At 54.2% G+C, this 20,146-nt stretch carries 14 protein-coding genes; 4 read left to right on the top strand and 10 right to left on the bottom strand.

Translation table 11 applies throughout. The features are described 5' to 3' along the window. Positions 1 to 48 precede the first annotated feature (48 nt). The 3 genes from KQI65_07640 to KQI65_07630 all read right to left on the bottom strand — a co-directional run bounded on the left by KQI65_07640 (position 49) and on the right by KQI65_07630 (position 6,047). The gene (locus KQI65_07640; GenBank protein MCB2204605.1) at positions 49 to 2,829 is read right to left on the bottom strand and encodes a tetratricopeptide repeat protein; all 2,781 of its coding nucleotides are present in this window, start codon (positions 2,827 to 2,829) and stop codon (positions 49 to 51) included. 248 nt (positions 2,830 to 3,077) lie between these two features. Then, positions 3,078 to 3,887 (bottom strand): hypothetical protein, encoded by an 810-nt coding sequence (locus KQI65_07635; GenBank protein MCB2204604.1) that lies wholly within the window; start codon positions 3,885 to 3,887, stop codon positions 3,078 to 3,080. A 45-nt stretch (positions 3,888 to 3,932) separates the two neighbouring features. Then, on the bottom strand, positions 3,933 to 6,047 hold the full coding sequence (locus KQI65_07630; protein ID MCB2204603.1) for a T9SS type A sorting domain-containing protein: 2,115 nt from the start codon (positions 6,045 to 6,047) through the stop codon (positions 3,933 to 3,935). A gap of 315 nt (positions 6,048 to 6,362) precedes the next feature. On the opposite strand from KQI65_07630, the gene KQI65_07625 reads away from it, so the two are divergent. Both KQI65_07625 and KQI65_07620 read left to right on the top strand, forming a co-directional pair. Then, a complete protein-coding gene (locus KQI65_07625; GenBank protein ID MCB2204602.1) occupies positions 6,363 to 9,128 on the top strand; it encodes a T9SS type A sorting domain-containing protein in 2,766 nt (921 codons plus the stop codon). A gap of 43 nt (positions 9,129 to 9,171) precedes the next feature. After that, entirely contained in the window at positions 9,172 to 9,411 is a 240-nt protein-coding gene (locus KQI65_07620) for a hypothetical protein (protein MCB2204601.1), read from the top strand. A gap of 132 nt (positions 9,412 to 9,543) precedes the next feature. Here KQI65_07620 and KQI65_07615 read toward each other — a convergent pair whose 3' ends face one another. From KQI65_07615 to KQI65_07590, 6 genes are all read right to left on the bottom strand, one after another. Next, the gene (locus tag KQI65_07615) at positions 9,544 to 10,020 is read right to left on the bottom strand and encodes a DUF2938 domain-containing protein (protein ID MCB2204600.1); all 477 of its coding nucleotides are present in this window, start codon (positions 10,018 to 10,020) and stop codon (positions 9,544 to 9,546) included. Between the two features lie 32 nt (positions 10,021 to 10,052). Then, complete coding sequence (locus KQI65_07610; GenBank protein ID MCB2204599.1) at positions 10,053 to 11,063, bottom strand: NADP-dependent oxidoreductase; 1,011 nt, start codon at positions 11,061 to 11,063, stop codon at positions 10,053 to 10,055. A gap of 114 nt (positions 11,064 to 11,177) precedes the next feature. Next, positions 11,178 to 12,065, bottom strand: coding sequence for an amidohydrolase (locus tag KQI65_07605; GenBank protein ID MCB2204598.1), 888 nt, complete (start codon positions 12,063 to 12,065; stop codon positions 11,178 to 11,180). A gap of 13 nt (positions 12,066 to 12,078) precedes the next feature. Then, positions 12,079 to 13,041: an amidohydrolase gene (locus KQI65_07600; protein ID MCB2204597.1), complete on the bottom strand. Its 963-nt coding sequence runs from the start codon at positions 13,039 to 13,041 to the stop codon at positions 12,079 to 12,081. Beyond that, complete coding sequence (locus tag KQI65_07595; protein MCB2204596.1) at positions 13,041 to 13,907, bottom strand: SDR family oxidoreductase; 867 nt, start codon at positions 13,905 to 13,907, stop codon at positions 13,041 to 13,043. Before KQI65_07595 ends, KQI65_07600 begins: the two co-directional genes overlap by 1 nt. Positions 13,908 to 14,010: 103 nt before the next feature. Beyond that, the gene (locus KQI65_07590; protein ID MCB2204595.1) at positions 14,011 to 14,490 is read right to left on the bottom strand and encodes a hypothetical protein; all 480 of its coding nucleotides are present in this window, start codon (positions 14,488 to 14,490) and stop codon (positions 14,011 to 14,013) included. Here KQI65_07590 and KQI65_07585 point away from each other — a divergent pair. After that, on the top strand, positions 14,489 to 16,042 hold the full coding sequence (locus KQI65_07585; GenBank protein MCB2204594.1) for a sigma 54-interacting transcriptional regulator: 1,554 nt from the start codon (positions 14,489 to 14,491) through the stop codon (positions 16,040 to 16,042). The genes KQI65_07590 and KQI65_07585 overlap by 2 nt on opposite strands. Positions 16,043 to 16,130: 88 nt before the next feature. Next, positions 16,131 to 17,294, top strand: a complete 1,164-nt coding sequence (locus KQI65_07580) for a DUF1624 domain-containing protein (GenBank protein MCB2204593.1) — start codon at positions 16,131 to 16,133, stop codon at positions 17,292 to 17,294. Between the two features lie 71 nt (positions 17,295 to 17,365). Here the strand turns inward: KQI65_07580 and KQI65_07575 are convergent, their stop codons facing one another. Next, complete coding sequence (locus KQI65_07575) at positions 17,366 to 19,987, bottom strand: choice-of-anchor D domain-containing protein (GenBank protein ID MCB2204592.1); 2,622 nt, start codon at positions 19,985 to 19,987, stop codon at positions 17,366 to 17,368. Positions 19,988 to 20,146 lie beyond the last annotated feature (159 nt).

The following is a 20,146-nucleotide window of genomic DNA, read 5'->3' as shown; positions in this document are numbered from 1 at the left end:
CCCGATGCGATATCAGCATACCGGTTCCTTCCACCTGATTCGAATCCACTATGGTTCCGTCATGCGAGGGAGGGATGCGTCCATCTTTGTTCCCTTTCCCGGAGCCGTTTCGAACCGCAGGGTTCCTCCGAGCATCTGCACGCGCTCGGAGATGCCCTGCAATCCCAGTCCACTGGATTCCCGTGTGACGTTTGTAAGGTCAAATCCCTTTCCGTCGTCGGCGACAAGGATCCTCACGGTCCCGTTGCTCTTCTGAATGCGAACGGTGACGGCGCTTGCGTCCGCATGTCTGATCGTGTTGTTCAGTCCTTCCTGTACGATGCGATAGACATCCATCTCCCGCTCTTTGCTGAACACGCCGTCAATGTCGTCGATGTCAGCATCAACCGCGAGCGGCGTACTCTCTTTAAGCTGCTGCATGAGGTCCCGCAATGTTTCCGTGAGTCCGGTGCGCTCGAGCTGCATGGGTCGCAAATTGCGCGTGATGCGGCGGATATCCTCGAGCAGAACTGTCGATGTCTCGACGGTTTTCTCCAGGTCCGACCTGAGCTCGGGATCGGGATCATGTCTGTTCATTGCCCGCCGGATCCGGTTCTTGATCACGAGCGCTTCCTGGCCGATGCTGTCGTGCAACTCCCCGGCCATGCGCTTCCGTTCCATTTCCTGTGCGTCGAGCAGCCGGCGGGAATATTGCTGCTGCATCTGACGCTCACGCCGTTCCGATTCAACAGCGGTGGCGAGAGATTGCGCTGCCGCTGCACGAGCTTTGTACTCGGCCGTTTCTGCACGCAATTCGCTGCTGCGTCGACGCTCGCGAATTCGCCGGTAGACTAGCATCGCGTAGAGCAGAAGCAGGATGAGCGCGGCAATCGCTCCGTTACGGATGAGCTGCTCCTGCTCGAGCTTGCTTGCATGCAGTTCACGTTCCTTTTTCAGGAACGCGACGTTACGCTCATGCCGCGCGAGATCCAGTGTGGCCCTTTCGAATTCCAACTGCCGGACCTCCTGCTCACGTTCCAGGAGCTCGACTTCCTGGTTTCGATGCAACGATTCGAGGCGTTGTCGTTCCAGTGCATCCTGTCTGCGATCAAGTTCCACGGCCTGAAGCTTCTTATCTTTTTCCAGAAGCCGCTTGTCTTTTTCCAGCAGCGCGATCTCTTTCTCCCGCTGCTCGACCTCGTGCTCGGCCAGAAGCATGTTCATTTGCTTCCGGCTCTTTTCGTCTTCGACGCTGCCGATATGCGCAGTCGAGCGCTGGTGATACACGTAGGCCTTCTCATAATCGCCGTGAGCCGCGTACACGGTATGAAGGCGTGCCAGCGACTTTCCAATGGGATCTGCCGCGTCGAGTTCCTCAGCAAGATCAAGGCTGCGGTGCAGGTAGATAAGGGCAGAATCCGGAAGACCCATCTTGTAAAGGCACCATCCAATATGGCTCCAGGCCATCGCGACCCGTGGTCGTTCACCCAGTTCACCTGACAGGTCAAGCATTCTGTTAAAGCATGACAGGGCGTCTGAATACCGTTCCAGCTGTAATAGCACCCCACCGATTTTCCCCGTCGTAAACGAGATCCCTCGTGTATAGCCTATCTCCTCGTTAATTTTCAAACTCTTCTGGTAATTCTCCAGTGCCTCTGGATAAAAGCTCTCCCCCGTGTGATCGCTCTGACGTACGAATATTTGCCCCAGGTCACCGAAACAGAATGCTATTTCCTTCTTGACTCCAAGCTCCTCGAAAATTTTCAGGCTTCTGTGTATATGATCCCGTGCTTCAGGATATGCATGCCTGTACGAGTAGAGGAGCCCAATTCTCCTGAGACAGGCCGCGACACCTCTCTCATTCCCAATTTCCTCGAAGTTGCGCATGCTTCCCTGATAACATTCCATCGCCTTGGTGGTGGATGCTTGCTCCTGGTATATGCTTCCGATGTTTATGAGACAGACCGCGACCTTTCGCTTGTCCCCAAGCTCTTCGTAAATCTTCATGCTTTCGTTCTTTTCTTTCAGCGCATCCGAATACGCGCCTTGCGCATAGTAAACGCTCCCGATTTCCGCTTTGCATCGAGCGATCACACGTCTATTTCCCAGTTCCTCACCTATTTTCATACGTTTCCGTTGACATGCAAGAGCTTCCTGGTAGGAACCCTGATGCCAGTATATCTTGCCGATTTCCCGCAGGGAAAACATCATCAGAGCTTTATTACCAAGCTCCTCATCAAGCTCCAGGCATTTCTGAAAATGCCGCAATGCTTCAGTGTAGGAGTACTGTTTCGTAAGCAGGATGCCAAAATTCTGGTGGCATCTGGCGACAAAACCTTTGTCTCCCAGTTCTTCCCCAATCTCCATACTTGCACGAAGATACTTTACGGCGGGAGGATACGAGTCCTGTCGCAGATATGCGTAGCTGATATTGAAGAGGCATTTCGCGCACTCCATTCTATCATCAATTTCCTCGCTGATCTTGCTGGCTTTCTGATAATACTCTATTGCCTTTGCGAAGGATTTCCGATCGATGTGAATCCTGCCGATCCTGATCAGTGCGAGAAGCATGCCTTTCCTGTAGCCGGACGACATACCGAGTTTCAAGGCTTCGTTCGCGTAATCAACCGATTTCTGAGAATCTTTCTGACGATAGTATTCCAACGCGATGGCATTGAGAACATCCACCTTCGCGGTATCGGATCGGGACATCTTGAGGACACCCTGCAGGCTGTCGATTTTGGCTTGCTGGGCGCGACTGGGAATAGTTGTCAGCAGGATGGGAATTATAACATAGATCACCGGCAGGAAATGACTTGATTTCACCACCGCTGGAGGTATCCGCTTCATTGTATCGCCTCAGATCGAGAACATGGTGGCTCACAGTATTACTGGAGCCGCCATATGGGAGCAGGCCCGTCAAGCTGTTGAATGAGCACGGGTCAGATGACTCCGGATGGGTATTATGACCCAGGACCTGCCAGGAGAAAGGAGTTTTGTTCGCGACTTGAGATGATACGGGATAAGATAGTCAGTGGGGTATCAATAGTCAATAATTCAGAGGAGTAATGTAATAATCCTCATCTGCGCTGCGCGATTCAATCAGGATTGGTCGTGGTATTGCCGAAAAGATACCTTATCCCGGCAGCATACGATGTCGGATACGTATGCTCGTAATCACTATCTGTGTACTCGACGGATTCAACTTGCAGCCAGGGGCAATCTGCCTTTTCAATCTGGGTAATGAGATTCGTGCATAGAGTCCGATCATTACTCTTTGAAAATGAAATATGAAGTTTCTTCGGTGTTTTGTAGGCTGGGATATCCCCAGACTCAAGCAACTGAATAAGGGCGGCACTGTAGTGAGGAGAGGGATCTGTCGCAATGAAATTATCAAACACGGCTGATTCTTCAGAGCCTTGAAATAGTGCCATCAGCACGACGCCTGCTTCACTGCCTTTTCCAATAAATGTCCTCGAGGGATTATTGGTGTACTTGCCGTCAACGAAAGATGCCATGTCCCTGTATATCCCATAGTGCTCACGAAATGCTCCCGGTTCAGCGTCGATATCAGGGATACCATCCAGAGATACAACCAGCGCATCGAGTCCTTCAATCTGTCGTACACCATTGATGACCTGATCAAATTCGTCAGTAGCCAGGGCGAAATGCTGCTCCGTAAAATCAATCAGGTAAACAGCGGGTAAATCTGATTGCTCTTCATAATGAGCAGGCAGAAATATCTTTGCTTTTCTCTCCATTCCATTGGAAAGGAACACAAAAGAATCAATCTTTGACGCGTTTTTTGATGGATCCATACGCGCGTCTGCAGGATGGCCGGTAGAGAACACTGCAATACCAACTGTTGCCACGATTGTCAAAACGCTCTTAGTAATCAGTACTTTCATAATGCACTCACTTCCTGGTTTTCGTCGTGATTGGTGCGTAGTCTCTCAGTGCAGTACAACCACCGGCCTGCTGTAAGTTTTTCCATTCTTACGGATTGCGCGCAGCAGATATACGCCGCTGTGCAGGGATTCAATGCTCATGCTTCCCCGACCTCCTGTTCCATGCCTCAGAACCTGACCATAGAGATTGTGCAGGGTGATCTGTGCGTGTTTCCAGGTCGGCGGCAGTTCGTAAGACAACATCTGACGAGCTGGCTGCGGATACACCGTGAACTGCTCCACCTCTCGATCAAATCTCTCCACGGATGTGGTGGAAGAGATCCCTCCGAACTGAAAATAGCACACACTGTTGGCATCTATCTCGATGTCAAGATCCCCTGCAACAGCTGTGACCTCCTCCACTTCCCAGCCCACGCCGTAGCAGCCTCCCGGGAACGAGCAGGACTGCAACGAATCGATAGCCTGTAGATGTGAATAACCCGCCGCACGCAGCGAGTCATACAGCGCGATGATGTTGTTTCTGCTCGAATCAATGCGATAAAGCAATCCGTGCAACGTATCCTGCATTCCCGCGATGTGCAACTGCAGAGTGTGCTTCTCACTGAGCGCGATGGAGTCTTTCACCCACTGATGCCGGGCACGAACAAGCGCGCTCATCATCTCTGGATTTGAAGATGGAAACGGTGCGAGTTCCCCACGAATGATGCGATCAATACTGCCCCAGTCGTTGTGCCCCCAGTAGAGTGATGTATGTCCGGCTGCCTGGAAATCCGCCTTCGTGAGCGTGGACTCCGGGTGGTACAGCAGCGCCTCGAAAGCGTCCCAGCCCACCTTCGGGTACTGAGAGTACCATATGGGCGGCATGCTGTATTCCGCCAGCAGTACGCGCAGCGTATCGGACCGCATACTCGCCCACCCTGTAAGATCCTCCGATGTGACCTCGACCAGGTTTCCATGCCCTGTCACGGCGTCCAGAAGCTGCAGCACCTTGTACACCGGTTTGACGAGATGATTTCCGCTGATCATTCCCCAGCCGTGCGTGAACTCATCATCCGGGTCGGAATCAAAATCCGCAAGCGCGGCGATACTGTTCATCTCTATTCCCGCCTGTCCCATTGCATCGAGTAAAACCAGGAACAGCGAAGGCTGAAACACCTGCTCCTGGGCGCCGTAGGTGGTCTGCCATTCAGAGATGTAGAGTTCGGGGAAGGGACGACCCGATGGACAGGGAGTGCCGCGCGGGCAGAATCCGAGCGACAGCATTTTGCCACGCACCTGTTCCGCGGTTCGAATGATCTCGTAGCGGTTGTGATTGAAGTGGTGGTAGGAAATAAAATCCAGCGGTACATCCTGTCCATTCCACCCATTCTGCACACTGTCCAGAAGTGCATACAGCAGTGCGTATCGCTCGGGGAGCGCGTCGGACTTCAGGCCATAGAGCGCGTTCATATATGGCTGCTGCTCGGCGGCCAGGGCTGGGTCTACGGATCGCCACCAGGTATGCATACCCGGACCTCCGATGATCGCCTTCGGGTCTGTGCGTTTGATAGCCAGTGCTGTTCGCCGGTACAGTTCGAGAAACTCCGCGTCACTGCCCTTCCAGTATTCTCCGTCTGGCTCGTTCCAGATCTCGTAATACGGATGAATTCCCCAGGATGCGACAAGTGCGACGGAGGACTCGATCGCATCCTCCCATTCTCCCCAGTCCCGCGGTGGATGTACCATGAATTCTCGCCAGCTCTTATCATTAAGCACTTCAGTGCTGCTGCTCGAACTCAGCCAGTACGGCATGCCGTTGATTTTCACAACCACCCGGTCGGTCCATTCGTAGAGGGACTGCAGCCAGCCACGGAGCCCCGTATCCTGCATCTTCTTCAGTAAGTCGTCGCGACTTGTACTCCACCTCCAGCAGTCGGCGTAGAATTTCGTTTCGCGCAGACAGTTGTACATCTTCGGTGTGGAGATGTAGCGAAATATGCCGTTCGCCGATGCATCCCAGAACTGGAAGTAAAACAGTCCTGGCGTGAACGCATCTGCGGGGTGATTCAGTGGACGTCCCGGATACACCGTGGCCTGAAATGGAGATTGTGCTCTCGCCTGCCCGACGCTCAACGCCGACAACATGACAAAGAGCACGGCCACGGTCAGGTGAGCTCTCAATCCTGCTATGCTATGTAGTTGAAATGCCTTTTGAACCTGCATACAGAAACTTCAATCCTGGGATGGTCACATGCAAGTGACTCCCGCAGAGAAACGATGTGAACGCCTTATCCGGTGCAGCAGTCCTGAAGAAGATGCCCGCCTCCGGGCATCCCTTGCGATTGACCATGCCAGTCGGTATGTTTTGGATATTCTTGTCTGCAAAACTGAATTCCCGCGCAGCAGCTGCTCACGCGGGTCTGGGTCGGTTTCCCCGACGGGTGGGCCGGAGAATCGACGGAAGGAATCGCTCATACATAATATCTGGAGGTGGAGATGAAGGCACTACGGCCGTTTCTGGGGATTGCGTTACTACTGCTCCTCGCGACAACGCTGCAGGCGCAGCTCAGTACGAGAACCAGCGCGTACGGAACAAAACCGGGGTACATCGACGACGCGACGCTCATCGTCGAACCGCATGGCGCCTACGTACAGCAGACGCTCATTCTGACGTATGGCGATCATGGGCAGTTCGGCAATTCGCCGGAGGTGGAAATCGACCACCGCTTCCGCCTGCCGCAAAAAGCCGTAGTCAATGATCTCTGGTTGTGGATCAGCAACATTTGCGTGCGCGGCAGGATCATGAGTACATGGTCCGCTCGCGCCGTGTATGACAGCATTGTACAGAGTCATCGCGACCCGGCCTTCCTCGCGAAAGAGGGGAATATCTTCGAGCTGCATGTCTATCCACTCACTTCGGGCTCGACGCGGCAGCTCAAGCTCATGTTTATCACGCCAACGCTGTGGATGGGGAAATCCGCAGCGGCGGAATTGCCACTGAAGATGCTCATGGATAACAACGCCGACCTGAAACCGCTGAATATCATGTTCAAGGTGGCAGACAAGGTGTGGGGGGAACCGACCATCACCGAACTCCCGATGCAGTCGTTCGGGGCCTGGACCGATTCCGCGGGCTACTCCTATAAAACAATGAAACTCGTCGATATATCGGAATTGACCGGACTCACTCTCGGTTTCAGCATGGAATTTCCGGGAGGATACAACTTCGGTGCGGTCAGTCCACCCTACGACGGGACATACTTCCAGTTCGGCTTCGATCCCGGAGCGCTCTTTAACCTGACTGTCGATTCCACAGCGAAACGCCTTCTCGTCGGTCTCGATCTGAGTGGTGGACATTGCAAAAACTTTACGACACTGCTCCCTTCGGTGAAGCAGCTTCTGCATTACGCTGCGAAACCCCAGGACAGCATCCAGCTCCTGGTCGCCGGCGCACACAGGGTGCAGCCTGTTGGGTCCGGGTGGATGCCGGGACATGAAGACAGCATCGACGTCCTCATAGGATCCTTCGCAAACAGCGACTGGGGCCAGGAGATCAGAGCGGAGGTTATTCCCCACATCCTGTATTGCGACGAACACGCCGTCACATGCTGGCAGTTTCCCGGTCTGGACAATTACGCAACGCACAGCGAATACGAAAATCTGCACACCGCCCTCCAGAACTTCCGCTCCGCGGATGTCATCGCGGCCTATGAGCAGGGCAGTGAGGCCGCTGGGAACACAGCAGAGCATCTCGAGGAAATCATTGTGCGACTCGATAGCTTCTTCGTCCAGGGTGGAAGATTTCTCACTTACTTTGATTACAATCGGGTCAAACCTGAGCGACTCGGGAAGCACTACATCCCGGGATTGTCGATAGAAAGGATCCCCGAAGAGAATCTGCTGTTACACAGCAACAGGCAGGGCAACATAGGGAAATTCTTCCCACAGACTTTCCTGCACTACAATTTCAATTACCTGACCTATACGCCGGATACCTCTGTTGTCATCGAGGTAGCAGACGCTCAGGGGCGGCCGTATGTCATCTCCAAGAAAATCGCCAATGGCCTGCTGATAATAAGCGCCCTCTGGGAATTCAGGGATGACGCTGCGCAAAAGACCGCCATCAACGTTCCGTTGCTCGGACTGAATTCGTTCTCGGGTGAACAGCTTCTCACCGCACTCCTCGACAGCGTCAGGGTGACGTATAACAGGGATACGTTCGATGAGGCGATTGTACTGAGTAATACGGACACCTTGTTTGAAAAGCAGGACGCGCAGGCATGGACGGCGCTTTATGCTGCTCGCTACCTGGGTGCGGTACCGGTGATCCACACGGTCAACCTGCTCGATGGCAACCTGTACAGACCCGCCTCCCTCTTCGACAACATGGTCGAGTACCTCGGAAGCGGGTATCTACTGAAAACGGTGGCGGATGTGTTTGGCGGCGAGCATTACAAGCTGGATACGGATCCGTGGATTTCCATCATCTCGTCGAGGAATCGCTACGCTTACCCGGTCATGGATTCGCTGTCGGTTGCCGTGACTGTTGATGATGGCGCGGGACAGCTGCATCAGGGTATGGAGGTGAACCCCGTACCGGGTGACGGGAACAAACCACGCTTCTTCATCGGCTCCACTACGTCAGCAAGCACCCTGACCTTCGACGTGCATGCGCGATTCCAGGGGAGCGCCAACATGCAGACTGTCAAGGTATCGGTGGATGTACCCCTTGACACGACGCTGATGGACCGCATCATCCCCGCAATGCTTGCCAACGAGAACCTGAATACGCTCTTCCGTACTGCACCGGAGGATACCGCCGCCATCGTCAACCTTGCGATGAAATATCGCCTCCTCTGCGACTATACGGCTTTCCTTGTGCTCGATGCCGACACGATCAAGTACAAGGATGATCCAGACGATCCAGGTACGAAGGACGCGCCTCCCCTTCCCGCATCACCGACGCTGGATTCCCTCACGATGTCGGTGTACCCGAATCCCTTTTCCGGCAGTGCCACCATCTCCGTCAGCGCGCCCAAGCCCGCTCGTGTGCGCGTTGCCGTGTTCGACATGCAGGGCCGCAGGGTACGCAGCATCACCTGGGACGAGGAGGTGTCGGGAACGAAATCCTTTACCTGGGATGGTACTGACGATGCAGGCCGCCGGCTTGTGGCAGGAACGTACTTCATCTGCCTCACCGCGCGAGAGATCGCGGGACCGGGGACACGGATGATCGTCCGGCTCGTGGCGTTGCGCGACTGAGGTGTGACTGCAGCGATCCCAAAAAACTTAAGCGGAGTGTAAAATGGCACAGACTCAAAATCCCGGCTATCACAACGGATTTCTCGGATTTCTCGGATGCATCGGTTTACTGGGTTTCTCCATGCACAATGCATGGTTTCTTTTCTTTTTCAGCTTCTTCTCTTTCTTCATGGAGTTCCGCAACGCACCGGGAAAATGGAATAACCTCAAGTACCTGTCTGTACTTGCAGCACTCGGGATTGTCGTGGCGATTCTTGGCGTGCTCGGAGTATTTGAAGTCTGATTACGTTGTGGTGCGTTCGACCTCTCCCGTGAACCCAATCCCTGATGCAGACCAGTGTCACGGTCCGCACGGCAAGAAAGACAATGCTGCGCATGGGTAGTGCGCACCTGGTGTCGCTCATCTATGTACACCTCATTTCATGAACACCAACATACTCCACCAGAGCCCGATGCCGTAGAAGATGTGGCTCAGGTAGCTGGTCTGCAATGGTTTCAACTGCGATACCCTGCGGCCACAACAGCCGAATCCCAATCCTGGATACACGAGGAAGAGTGGGAAGATAACTGTGGCGATGCCGAAGCCGACAGCATTCGGAAGGCTTTCCGGCGACAGGCCCAGCCATCCGGCACCGTGCACATAGACGGCGGCAAGTACGGTGCCAATCATATAATGCCCCGCCAGTGAAGCGGTCTTTTCCCCCCTGCATTCAGGAGATGTACTGATATCCGCATGCACCCATCGTCCATGAAGCATGCCCAGATACCATCGGCCGACCCATGCACCCTTTGCACCTTCGGCGAATCGGAACCGCCTCGCGATGCCCGTTAGCAGGTCCATTGTCACAGTTGCGGCAACGCCGCCCAGCAGTGCATCCAGAATGATACTCATTGATTTAACACGCGCTGTTCCTGGTGATGAGGTCAATCAACCTGTATGAGAAGCTTGCCGAGTTTTTCTCCGGTAAAGAGTCTTTGAAAAGTCTCCGGAAAGGTCTCGAGGCCCTGCACGATGGTATGCCGGTACCTGAGCGAACCTGCTGCAAGCAATCCCGAGATTTCTTCGATTGCACTCTGGAATTGTTTTGCAAAATCGGTAACGATAAATCCCTGCATTCGTGCTCGTTTGACAAGGAGCGACAGGTAGTTTCTCGGTCCCCGCACGTTTTCCAGGTCGTTGTACTGGGAGATGGCACCGCAGAGAACGACCCTTCCTCCAATACGGAGGCGCGCGAGCGCTTCGTCGAGAATATCCCCACCGACGTTGTCGAAATAAACATCAATCCCTTCGGGAGCATGGTCGCTGATCCTGTTCCCCACTGCTTGAGTTCTGTAGTTGATCGCAGCGTCAAACCCAAGGTCCTTGACGATGTGCCGGCACTTTTCATCACTTCCTGCTATGCCAATGACGCGTCCCGCACCCCGCATTCGGGCAATCTGACCAGCGATGGATCCCACGGCTCCAGCAGCAGCGGAAACGAGAACCGTATCTCCTTCACCAACAGCACCCACTTCGGTAATACCGAAATACGCCGTCAGTCCTGGTATGCCCAGTGGCCCCAGAAATGCGTGCAGTGGCGCAACGTCTTGACTGGCTTTTCGCAGCGTACTCCCGGGCACAACAGCATAAGACTGAACGCCTGGATGTCCGACGACCTGGTCCCCTTCCTTGAAGTCCGGGTGCTTTGAGACGATTACAGTACCGACTCCTCCCGCTCTCATCACGTCACCGATCGCTACTGGAGGAAGGTATGATTCCGTGTCTCTCAACCACCCACGCATTGATGGGTCGATTGAAATGAAGGCTGTTTCGATGAGGACTTCGCCATCAGATGGACTGTCGATATCGCTCCAACCCAGTTCCCAATGCTCTCGAGCTGGAATCCCGTCAGGACGGCTGGCAAGTCGGACCTGAAAGTTGCGTTGTGTGCTCATCGCTCAATTCTCCATGTTGCCTGTACTGTCATACCTTTCTCAAGACGTTTCCATATATAATCAAACCACAGCTGAATATCAGCACCCCGAGTGATCTGATTGGGAAAAGCATTCTTATACCGGACTTCTGCTGTTGAGCACATGAAGCATCTGTCCAGATATTGTTTTGTCTGAGAAAGGGAAATTCGAGCCAAAGCGAATCCTGTCGCGATCAACCAGGTGTTCGAGTCCGTACAGAGTGTAATGAATTCCGATATCGGCAGTGTCGTAGGAAACAGTCTTGGCCAGATCCCGTCCGCTGTTTCGCTTCATCACCAGGTCGGCGATGACGCGTCCCCATCGAAGGTTCTTTCCGTTCACGTAGTGAAGCTTCCCTATCCTTTCAGCCAGGAAAGGAACGACACCCCCCGCACCCGCGAACACCCAGCGGATGTTGCGAAATCGCTCAAAGGCGTGGCTGTAAACCAGTCGAGCGTATGCGCGGGATACGTCCATGGGATATTCCACAAAAGGATCTGACGCTGTATGGTCTTCTATTCCCGGACGATCATTCGAGTGGACAAAAACCATGGCATGTCGATGATTGAGTTCATCAAGGATAGCGTCATATTCCGGATCCCCGAGGTATGCGCCATCAACATTGGAAAAGCAGATAACGCCATCGAGTGAAAGTGAATCCAGGGCGAAGCCAATTTCGCGGATTGAAGCATCAACATCCGGGAAAGGAATGGATGCAAATACTCCGAATCTCGCCGGATGCGAACGTCTGATCTGTGAGGCATATGCATTGATGGAACGCGTAACCTCCCGGTCACATCCCACGGGAGACGGCACGGACAGCATTGCCTTCTCAATACCCAGCGCATCCATCATGCTGACGGAGGCTTCGGGGGACCAATCAGGCAGCGTGCGTACATCAATGCCATTTCGCTTCAAGGCTTCGATATAGAACGGGGGCAGCATGTGATGATGGATATCAATATTTGAGATAGTTCCTGACATGATAAATCTCCAATTACGCAAAGCGGGGAAACAAAGTGAGAGCGTTTTCGCGGTCGACAAGTTTCTGCTGGGATTTGCTGAATCCGCTGAACGTTGCAATTGCTTTGGTTGTGAGGCGCGAGTCAATCGGAGTCACCCAGCCGGAGTCGGTACCGAAGAGGATATGCTCAACACCTGCGAACTCCTTCACCGTCCAGAGATGTGCGTCCCCGGGCTGTGCCGTGTCGAAATACAGACGTCTCAGTAGTTCGAGACCTTCATCGATATCAACAGGTGCACGCATTCCACGGTCGAGTGCTGCGTGCGCGGCATCGTCCATTCCAACGGCGATACGCTCGGCCAGGTAAGGCACCGATCCGCCACCGTGGGCAAGGATGAAGCGGATGTCCGGATACCGCGACAGTGTACCCGACATCAGCAGATTGGTGACCGCCCGTGTGGTCTCCAGCAACCGTTCGAGAATCGGGGTCAGCATGGCGTAGCGCTCCTCCATGACCAGGTAATCGGTGGGATGCACAAAGACCACGGCCTTCCGGCGATTCAACTCGTCGAAGACCTTCTCGAAAAGAGGGTCCCCCAGATAGCGACCTTCGTAGTTTGTAAGGAGTCCGACACCATCGAGTCCGAGAGTGTCAAAGGCGTAATTTATTTCTGCTAGCGCACCCTCAACATCCGGCAGGGGCAATGCCGCGAAAGCACCGAAGCGTTCGGGATGCCGTTCAATGAGCTCGGCACTGTACTCGTTGGTCATCCTGGTGAGCTTGCAGGAGAAAGCATCATCCTTGAAATAGCTTCCCGGGGTGGATAGCGAAAGTAAGGCTATGTCGATCTTGTTTTGCTTCATCACCCTGAGCGCTTTCTCCGGTGACCAGGCGGGAAAGTCCACTGCCGGCGTCCCTTTGATTCCAAGAGTTGCCAGCAGTGAGACATATTCCTCGGGTATGAGATGGTGGTGTATATCTATGCGGTTCGCCATCACGACCTCCTCTGCAGTAATGCACTTTCCAGAAAGAATGCGGATAGTTTTCGGATACCCTTTACAGGAGCGATCATATCCTGGGATAAGACCGTCACAAAGAATTCCAGCGGTCCATAAATCCGTGCGGGGGTGCACAACCGCAGCAGCCACAACAACGCCGCTGCAATCCACGTCGGTACCCTCACGATCTTTGGTGGTTTCTCAACCGCCTCGAACGCCAATGCAGCAATTTCACGATGCGTGAAAACCTCCGGTCCACCGACCGATATTTCTTCCGTTTCGTTTTCCATCGCATCCACGGTCACAGCGGCAAGGTCCGCTCCATGGATGGGATTCGCCCTCGCATTTCCATCCCCGAGCACATACGCCCTCCCTTTCTCCGCCATGTGCAGGTACTCCATCATGTCGGAAAAGAATCCATTCGGATATATGATTGTATGTGCGAGTCGGGATTTCTTCAGACAGCTCGTAAAGCGCGTCTTCGCTTTCACGATCGCCAGATCCTGCATAGCCTCACCGGCCGTGAACACCGATACGTAGACGAACCGCCCTACTCCTGCATCCTCCGCCTCGGAAAGGAGATTCCTGTTCCCCTGGTAATCGACATCCATGTAGCTGAGGCCATCCTTCTGCTTCGTGATACCAACGGCAGAAATGACGGCATCGGCATTATTGCAGACACCGCGTAACGTCCCGGGATCGGTGACTTCACCAACAAAAACTTCATCGATGGAAGTCTCAAGATTGCGCAGCCTGTCCGCATTTCTCGCCAGGGCTCGTACCCTGTACCCCCGGGCATGCAGTTCCCTGACGAGGTGGCGGCCAAGGTAGCCTGTCGCTCCGGCAACCAAAACCTGTTTCATGACTGTATTCCTTCCTTGTTCGTTGATTTCAGTTTGATACCCTGCACGATGCAGGGACGTCGCGCACATAAGGGGACGCTCCACGAATGCAGCTTCGCTTCGTTCAGATTTCCTGTATCCATAACGTCCGGTTGATCAGACCTTTGCCGCGGAGTTCAGACAGCAGCTGCGATCCTACATGTGAACTCCCATTCACATTGCTTCCATGCGGATGTTCGATATGCACCGAGAAATCAGATGGCACCTGCTTCCGTGCAAACACGCGCACGGAGACATCCCCCATCATCGCATTGATCTCCTGTGCAAACTGGATCAAGGTCTGTCGCAGCCGCTCGTGTCCAGCATTGTGTGACCTGATTTCAATGATTTCGAGGAAACTCATAACCGATCCTTTCAAATTGTCTCTCTGATAGAGATAGCTTCCAATCCCGTGCCAGAAAGGTTCAGCCTTGCGAACAAACAACTTAGGCTGGACATGGATCAGCAAACTGCCATATTTGACGAAAGGATTGCCATATATGGTATTTATTGCTATTGTTGCCTTATGCGACAAATCAATAATTGCAACATGGACATGTACCATGGATGAGAACGTTTTTTTCCGAGAGATCACGATGCGGATATGCAGTCACCTGGAGATTGAGGAAGGATTGCATTCATGTATGCACTATCTCGCACAGCATATGCCAGCGGAGAGGATTTATCTCGAGAGATATGAACCGGAATTGAGCAGCATGCGGGTTGTGGCCTGTGCAACTGAAGAAGGTGGAGAGCTGATGGATGTGCTTGTACCTGTGACGCAGGCGGCGAATGCGGCGCTTGGTACGCTGGCCGAGGCCTGGCGAGCCGGAGAACTCCCTTCCGTGTTCGTGGTGAATAGGCCTGCCGATGAACCAGTTACTCGCAGCATGCTCTCGGCGCTGGACCTGCCGATAAGCTCGGCGATGAGTCTTCCACTCATTTCACAGGGCAAGGTCCTCGGTGCACTCGCTCTTCTCGCCGAAGGAGATGACAGATATACGGATGAGCACGCCCGGCTTTACGCGCTTCTGAAGGATCCGTTTTTCATTGCGATGTCGAACACGCTAAAACATCGGGAGATTCTGAAACTCAAGGAATTGCTCGCAGACGACAACCGCTATCTGCATGGCGAGCTGCGACGCATTTCCGGTGAAGAGATAATCGGTGCAAATTTCGGTCTGCGCGATGTGATGATGAAGGTCCGGCAGGTTTCCACACTCAACAGCCCGGTTCTACTCAGCGGAGAGACTGGTGTCGGGAAGGATGTGATCGCGAATGCCATCCACTATTCCTCTTCCCGCAACGAAGGTCCGTTCATTGGCGTCAACTGCGGCGCCATCCCCGATACGCTGATTGACAGTGAGCTTTTCGGTCATGAAAAGGGTGCGTTTACGGGGGCACTTTCGCAGAAACGCGGTCGGTTTGAGCGAGCCAACCACGGGACGATATTCCTTGACGAGATCGGCGAACTGCCGCTGGCGGCGCAATCAAGGCTGCTGCGGGTACTGCAGCACCGGGAAATCGAACGTGTCGGAGGAAGCAGTACAATCAAACTGGATATCCGTATCATTGCAGCAACGAACAGGGATCTGCAGGAGATGGTCCGCGCCAGGGAATTTCGAGAAGACCTGTGGTACCGTCTGAATGTTTTCCCCATCGAGATCCCCCCGCTGCGGGACAGGCGCAGCGACATTCCCGAACTCGTCCATCATTTCCTGAAGCAGAAATCACGTGAGCTGAAGCTATCGGCAGTACCACCACTCGCACCCGGTGCCATGGAAAAGCTTAACGCGTATCACTGGCCGGGCAATATCCGGGAGCTGCAGAACCTGGTCGAGCGCGCTCTAATCCTTTATCCCGCGGGTCCCATCACGTTTGACCAGCTTCCCGCTGAAGCGCTGACGCAGACAATACCTGCCCCCATTGCACAACCCGGAACGGTCACAGATCTCGACACTGTAGTATCAGGCCATATCCAGCACATCCTGCAGCGGACGAAAGGCAAGATTCATGGTCCAGGCGGCGCGGCGGAATTGCTCGGCATCAATCCAAGCACACTGCGCAACCGCATGAAGAAACTGGGAATCCCATACGGTCGCCAACAGATTCATTGAATGTCTTGGATTCACCTGTCCGATGTGGTAGTATCTGGTAAGCGGTATCTGCCGCTGTGTGACAACTGAGTGAGAGATCGCCGCATCAATGCTGAATCTCAGAACCACGGTACGCCTGCAGGGATTGAGTCTCGCTGCTGTCTGGAAAACGCTCCGTGACGGGAGGCGGAACAGGCAGTTCGACGCCGGGGGTGAACGTCTGGAGTTCGTGGACGCTATTCGCGCGTACGCGATCCTGATGATGCTACAGGGACATGTCATCGTACTGACACTGGCGGATAGCTGGCGGGATTCGGGCAACGCTGTTTATTTCATGTGGCGTCACATGCGTGGTGCAACGGCTCCGGCATTTTTTTTCGCGTCGGGACTGATCGTCGCATACCTGCTGTATCGCACGCCGGCTTTGATCGACACTGTACGTCTCAAGAAAAATCTCTGGCGTGGGGGACGCTTGATTATTCTCGGCTACCTGCTGCAGTTCATCCTTGAAACGTTTGATTATCTATACACAGGGAGTGACTGGCTGTGGGGCTGGGCAGCCAGGACACACGTCCTGCAAACCATCGGCGTCGGGATATTCGTTATCACTGCACTTGCCTACATTACCCGTCATTTTCGCTGGCTATTTCCTGTCGCCGCGTTCATACTGATGCAGGCAGCCTTTGTGCTTGGTCCCATCATCACACTCGAGGAGAGCCTCCCGGGTGCGCTGCAGCTGTTTTCCCCCTTTGTCCTGAAAGCCCATGCCTCATTCCCTGTACTCACATGGCTTGGCTTCCCACTCGCTGGCGCCATACTGGGATTTCTCGTTCTCGAGCTTCGACTCCATGAACGCAGCTGGATGTTCCTCCTCCTGCCAGTTGCCGGATATCTGCTGAAATCCAACTCCTGGCGCATTCTGCACAGCATCTACAGTAATTGGTGGACCGAGTATTCTGACTGGCTGAGCTATGGCGTCTTTACATACTATCGACTCGGGGAAGTGCTTATCATCGCCGGCATTATCGGACTGCTCACGAAAATGATCCGCCTGCCACATGCGATCCGTGCAACGGCAAAAGAGACGTTGGGAATCTACTTCCTCCACTCACTCATTGTGTATAATCCCGTTATGGAGACCGGGTGGGGGCACAGCCTGGAATTTTATCAATCTATTCTACTTGCCGTTCTGCTGATTGCGGTTTTCATCGCCTATGCGGTTTACGCCCCGGTAATCCGCAAGCGACTCCCATTCATGAAGTACCTCAAGTAGCGTAACTTCCCTCCCTCCCCACGACGATTGCGCATTCGATCTGGATGCACCCGCAGGAATTGCCAGTTGATCTACTCCGCCAGCACCATCCTCACACAACTCTGCTGAGTCCCGGCGCGCATCATCAGTATATACACACCCGGCGGTTGATGAGCCGGCCGCCACTGCACGGTATGAATGCCCGGGGATCGCATCCCATCTATGATGGTTGCCACCTGTTGTCCAAGCCCGTTGTAGACGGTCAGACGCACTGAAGCTGAGGTCCGCATTTCGAAGCGTATGGTGGTGGAAGGGTGGAAAGGATTTGGATAATTCTGGTAAAGCGTGAACGCCTGCGGAAGACGTTGCGTGCCGTGTACTGCGGAGACGTCCATTCCCGTTCCATCGACAAGGATGGTATCCGGTGAAGACGCAGCATTACTCGTTACCGTGAACATCGCTCCCAATGGACCAGTGGATTCTGGTGTGAATCGAAGGGTGAAGGTTCCTGACGCGGCCGGTGCGATGGATTCGAGGGGCGTCTCCAGTGTGAAATGGGAATCATCCGATGTGAACGAGGAGATGCGCAGTGTATCGTTCCCGGTGTTCGTGATGGTGACCGTGGTATCCCTGTGCGCACCGACTTCGACTTCTCCGAAGGAAATCTCCGCAGGATCCAGAGTCAGGGTCACGACCACAGTCTCGGTTCCCTCTCCCGATAACGGCACAATGGTGGGCGAAGTCGGGGCGTTACTCAGCAGCGTGAGTTCACCCGTCACGGAACCTGTACCGGACGGTGTAAAACGCACCGTGTCGTCGAAAGCCTCACCGGGCGGCAGGGTTCTGTCAGAGATCGCAACCGTGAAGTCGGAGTTGTCGCTGGTGATGCTCGAGATTCTGAGTGTATCATTTCCGGGATTCGAGATGTTGAGTACAAGGGATTTGCTCGATCCGGTCTGCACACTCCCGAAAGCCAGCGAGGTTCTGTCGAGTTCAATGGCGGGGGACGCCTTTCCGGAACCGGTCACAAAGACCGTGTCGGGTCCCATGATGGAATTGCTCTCGAGAACGATAAACGCGGTGAGTGAGTCGAGGGACGTTGGTTGAAAACGCACCTGGGCTGCGGCGCTGCTCTTTGGAGAAATCGTACTGCTGTCAGATGTCAGACTGAAATGCGGATCACCAGAGGTAACGGAAGTGATCGTCACTGGCGTTCCGCCCGTGTTACTCAGGGTGATGGTTTTCGTCGAGGGTGTACCAACATCCACAACCCCGAAATCGACTGTGTTGGTCGAAAATGTCAGAACAGGAGGTTCCAATGGCATCGTGCCGTCGGCAAGAATCCTGGAAGCATAGATATCCGGATTGGAGAATGACGACCGGTAGTCCTCCCACGCCACGATGGCGCCGTTTTCGCCATCACCGATTAGTTGTGGATTCTGCTGCATGCGTCCCGCATTGCACAACGTGACCCCACTGCTCGACCAGAGCAGTGCACCGGCAGCCGATAGCCTTTGAACAAGAATGTCGCTCTCAAGAACACCATTGGTCTTGTCCTCCCAGGCGACGATCATTCCACCACTCCCGTCAGAAGCGAGAGACGGTGTGGCTTCTGCGCCGGCAAGGCCGGAGACCTCTACACCGTCAGCAGCCCATGATTTCTGTCCGCTATTGTCGATGATCTGTGCGTAGGATCGAAACTTCGATCCAGCCCGGCCATCCTCCCACACAAGCCCGAGCGATCCTGCGCTGATGAGCGCCATCTGTGGATTCATCTGTCCCCCGGAAGTCGACGCTGCAGGGAGCGAGGCTTCGATAGATCCATCGGGATTCAGGATGACAATATGCAGCGTGGGTACGGAGCCGGAGCTCCAGTCGTAGTACGTGAGAAACGCCTTGCCGGTACTATCCGCGATGAGCGCGGGCGTATCCTGTGCTCCGCCACCCGTCGCAATCCCTATGCCATTGGCCTGCCAGAGCTGCGCACCGCTGGAGCTAATCCGCTGTGCGATCACATCGTATTCCGCATTGTTGTAGAACACCCATGAGACATACGCACCTCCACTCCCGTCACGTGCAATGCACGGTGTGCTTTCAAACTGGTCGGAGTTGCTCAGGACAATCTCCTGGTTCCATGCCAGGCTCCCGGTTGCAGTGATTCTCTGCGCGTATATATGGTCGTCCTGATTTCCTTCGGTACGGGCACTCCACGTAATGATGGCGCCATGCTGGCCGTCACTGGCAAGCTTCGGGTTGAGATGCTCTTTGCTGATGGAGGATACGGGTACGCCATCCTCTGTCCAGAGCACATTTCCCAGTGAATCGATCCGCTGGGCGAATATCCCCATCCCCTCACTCCTCGTAGCGCCCCATACAACGATCGCGCCTCCCGCATCGTCGGAGATGATCTCCGGTTTCGCCTGTGAGACGCTCACCGAGCTGATGACCACGCCGTTTTCCGTCCACCGCGAGACTCCATCCCTGTCGATACGCTGGACCGTGACATTGAAGAGGTTCTGTCCGGCCCGTTCATCGGACCAGCAAAGAATAGTCCCTCCCTTGCCATCGCTGATAAGCTGCGGGGCAAGCTGATTGTTCCCTGCACGGCAAATCGGGTTGTTCGTGGATGGATCAGAACTCCATTGCGCCTGCACGATTGCATGGGGAGCGAAGAGGAGGATCAGTGCGATGATACGCAGTTGCGGTGAGGTCATAACTGCTCCTGTGCTATTGTACCAGTGAACAAAGCGGAAAGGATTGGACATGGGATGCATACTCCCGGGTTCAAGTACAGGACTTGACCGGAGTCGCCGACCCGCACGCGAAAAGGGCGTGTTTCGGAGTGCGATAAGAATTGCTGAGTTCGCTCCTGA

Source organism: bacterium (genome assembly GCA_020444325.1).
Taxonomy (GTDB): Bacteria; Bacteroidota; Ignavibacteria; order SZUA-365; family SZUA-365; genus BM516.
This window is presented reverse-complemented; position numbering and strand designations above follow the sequence as displayed.

Bases quoted from the DNA above. Each gene is read 5' to 3' on its own strand.
- KQI65_07640 (MCB2204605.1), bottom strand. From the start codon at position 2,829: ATGAAGCGGATACCTCCAGCGGTGGTGAAATCAAGTCATTTCCTGCCG.
- KQI65_07635 (MCB2204604.1), bottom strand. From the start codon at position 3,887: ATGAAAGTACTGATTACTAAGAGCGTTTTGACAATCGTGGCAACAGTT.
- KQI65_07625 (MCB2204602.1), top strand. From the start codon at position 6,363: ATGAAGGCACTACGGCCGTTTCTGGGGATTGCGTTACTACTGCTCCTC.
- KQI65_07620 (MCB2204601.1), top strand. From the start codon at position 9,172: ATGGCACAGACTCAAAATCCCGGCTATCACAACGGATTTCTCGGATTT.
- KQI65_07615 (MCB2204600.1), bottom strand. From the start codon at position 10,020: ATGAGTATCATTCTGGATGCACTGCTGGGCGGCGTTGCCGCAACTGTG.
- KQI65_07610 (MCB2204599.1), bottom strand. From the start codon at position 11,063: ATGAGCACACAACGCAACTTTCAGGTCCGACTTGCCAGCCGTCCTGAC.
- KQI65_07605 (MCB2204598.1), bottom strand. From the start codon at position 12,065: ATGTCAGGAACTATCTCAAATATTGATATCCATCATCACATGCTGCCC.
- KQI65_07600 (MCB2204597.1), bottom strand. From the start codon at position 13,041: ATGGCGAACCGCATAGATATACACCACCATCTCATACCCGAGGAATAT.
- KQI65_07595 (MCB2204596.1), bottom strand. From the start codon at position 13,907: ATGAAACAGGTTTTGGTTGCCGGAGCGACAGGCTACCTTGGCCGCCAC.
- KQI65_07585 (MCB2204594.1), top strand. From the start codon at position 14,489: ATGGATGAGAACGTTTTTTTCCGAGAGATCACGATGCGGATATGCAGT.
- KQI65_07590 (MCB2204595.1), bottom strand. From the start codon at position 14,490: ATGGTACATGTCCATGTTGCAATTATTGATTTGTCGCATAAGGCAACA.
- KQI65_07580 (MCB2204593.1), top strand. From the start codon at position 16,131: ATGCTGAATCTCAGAACCACGGTACGCCTGCAGGGATTGAGTCTCGCT.
- KQI65_07575 (MCB2204592.1), bottom strand. From the start codon at position 19,987: ATGACCTCACCGCAACTGCGTATCATCGCACTGATCCTCCTCTTCGCT.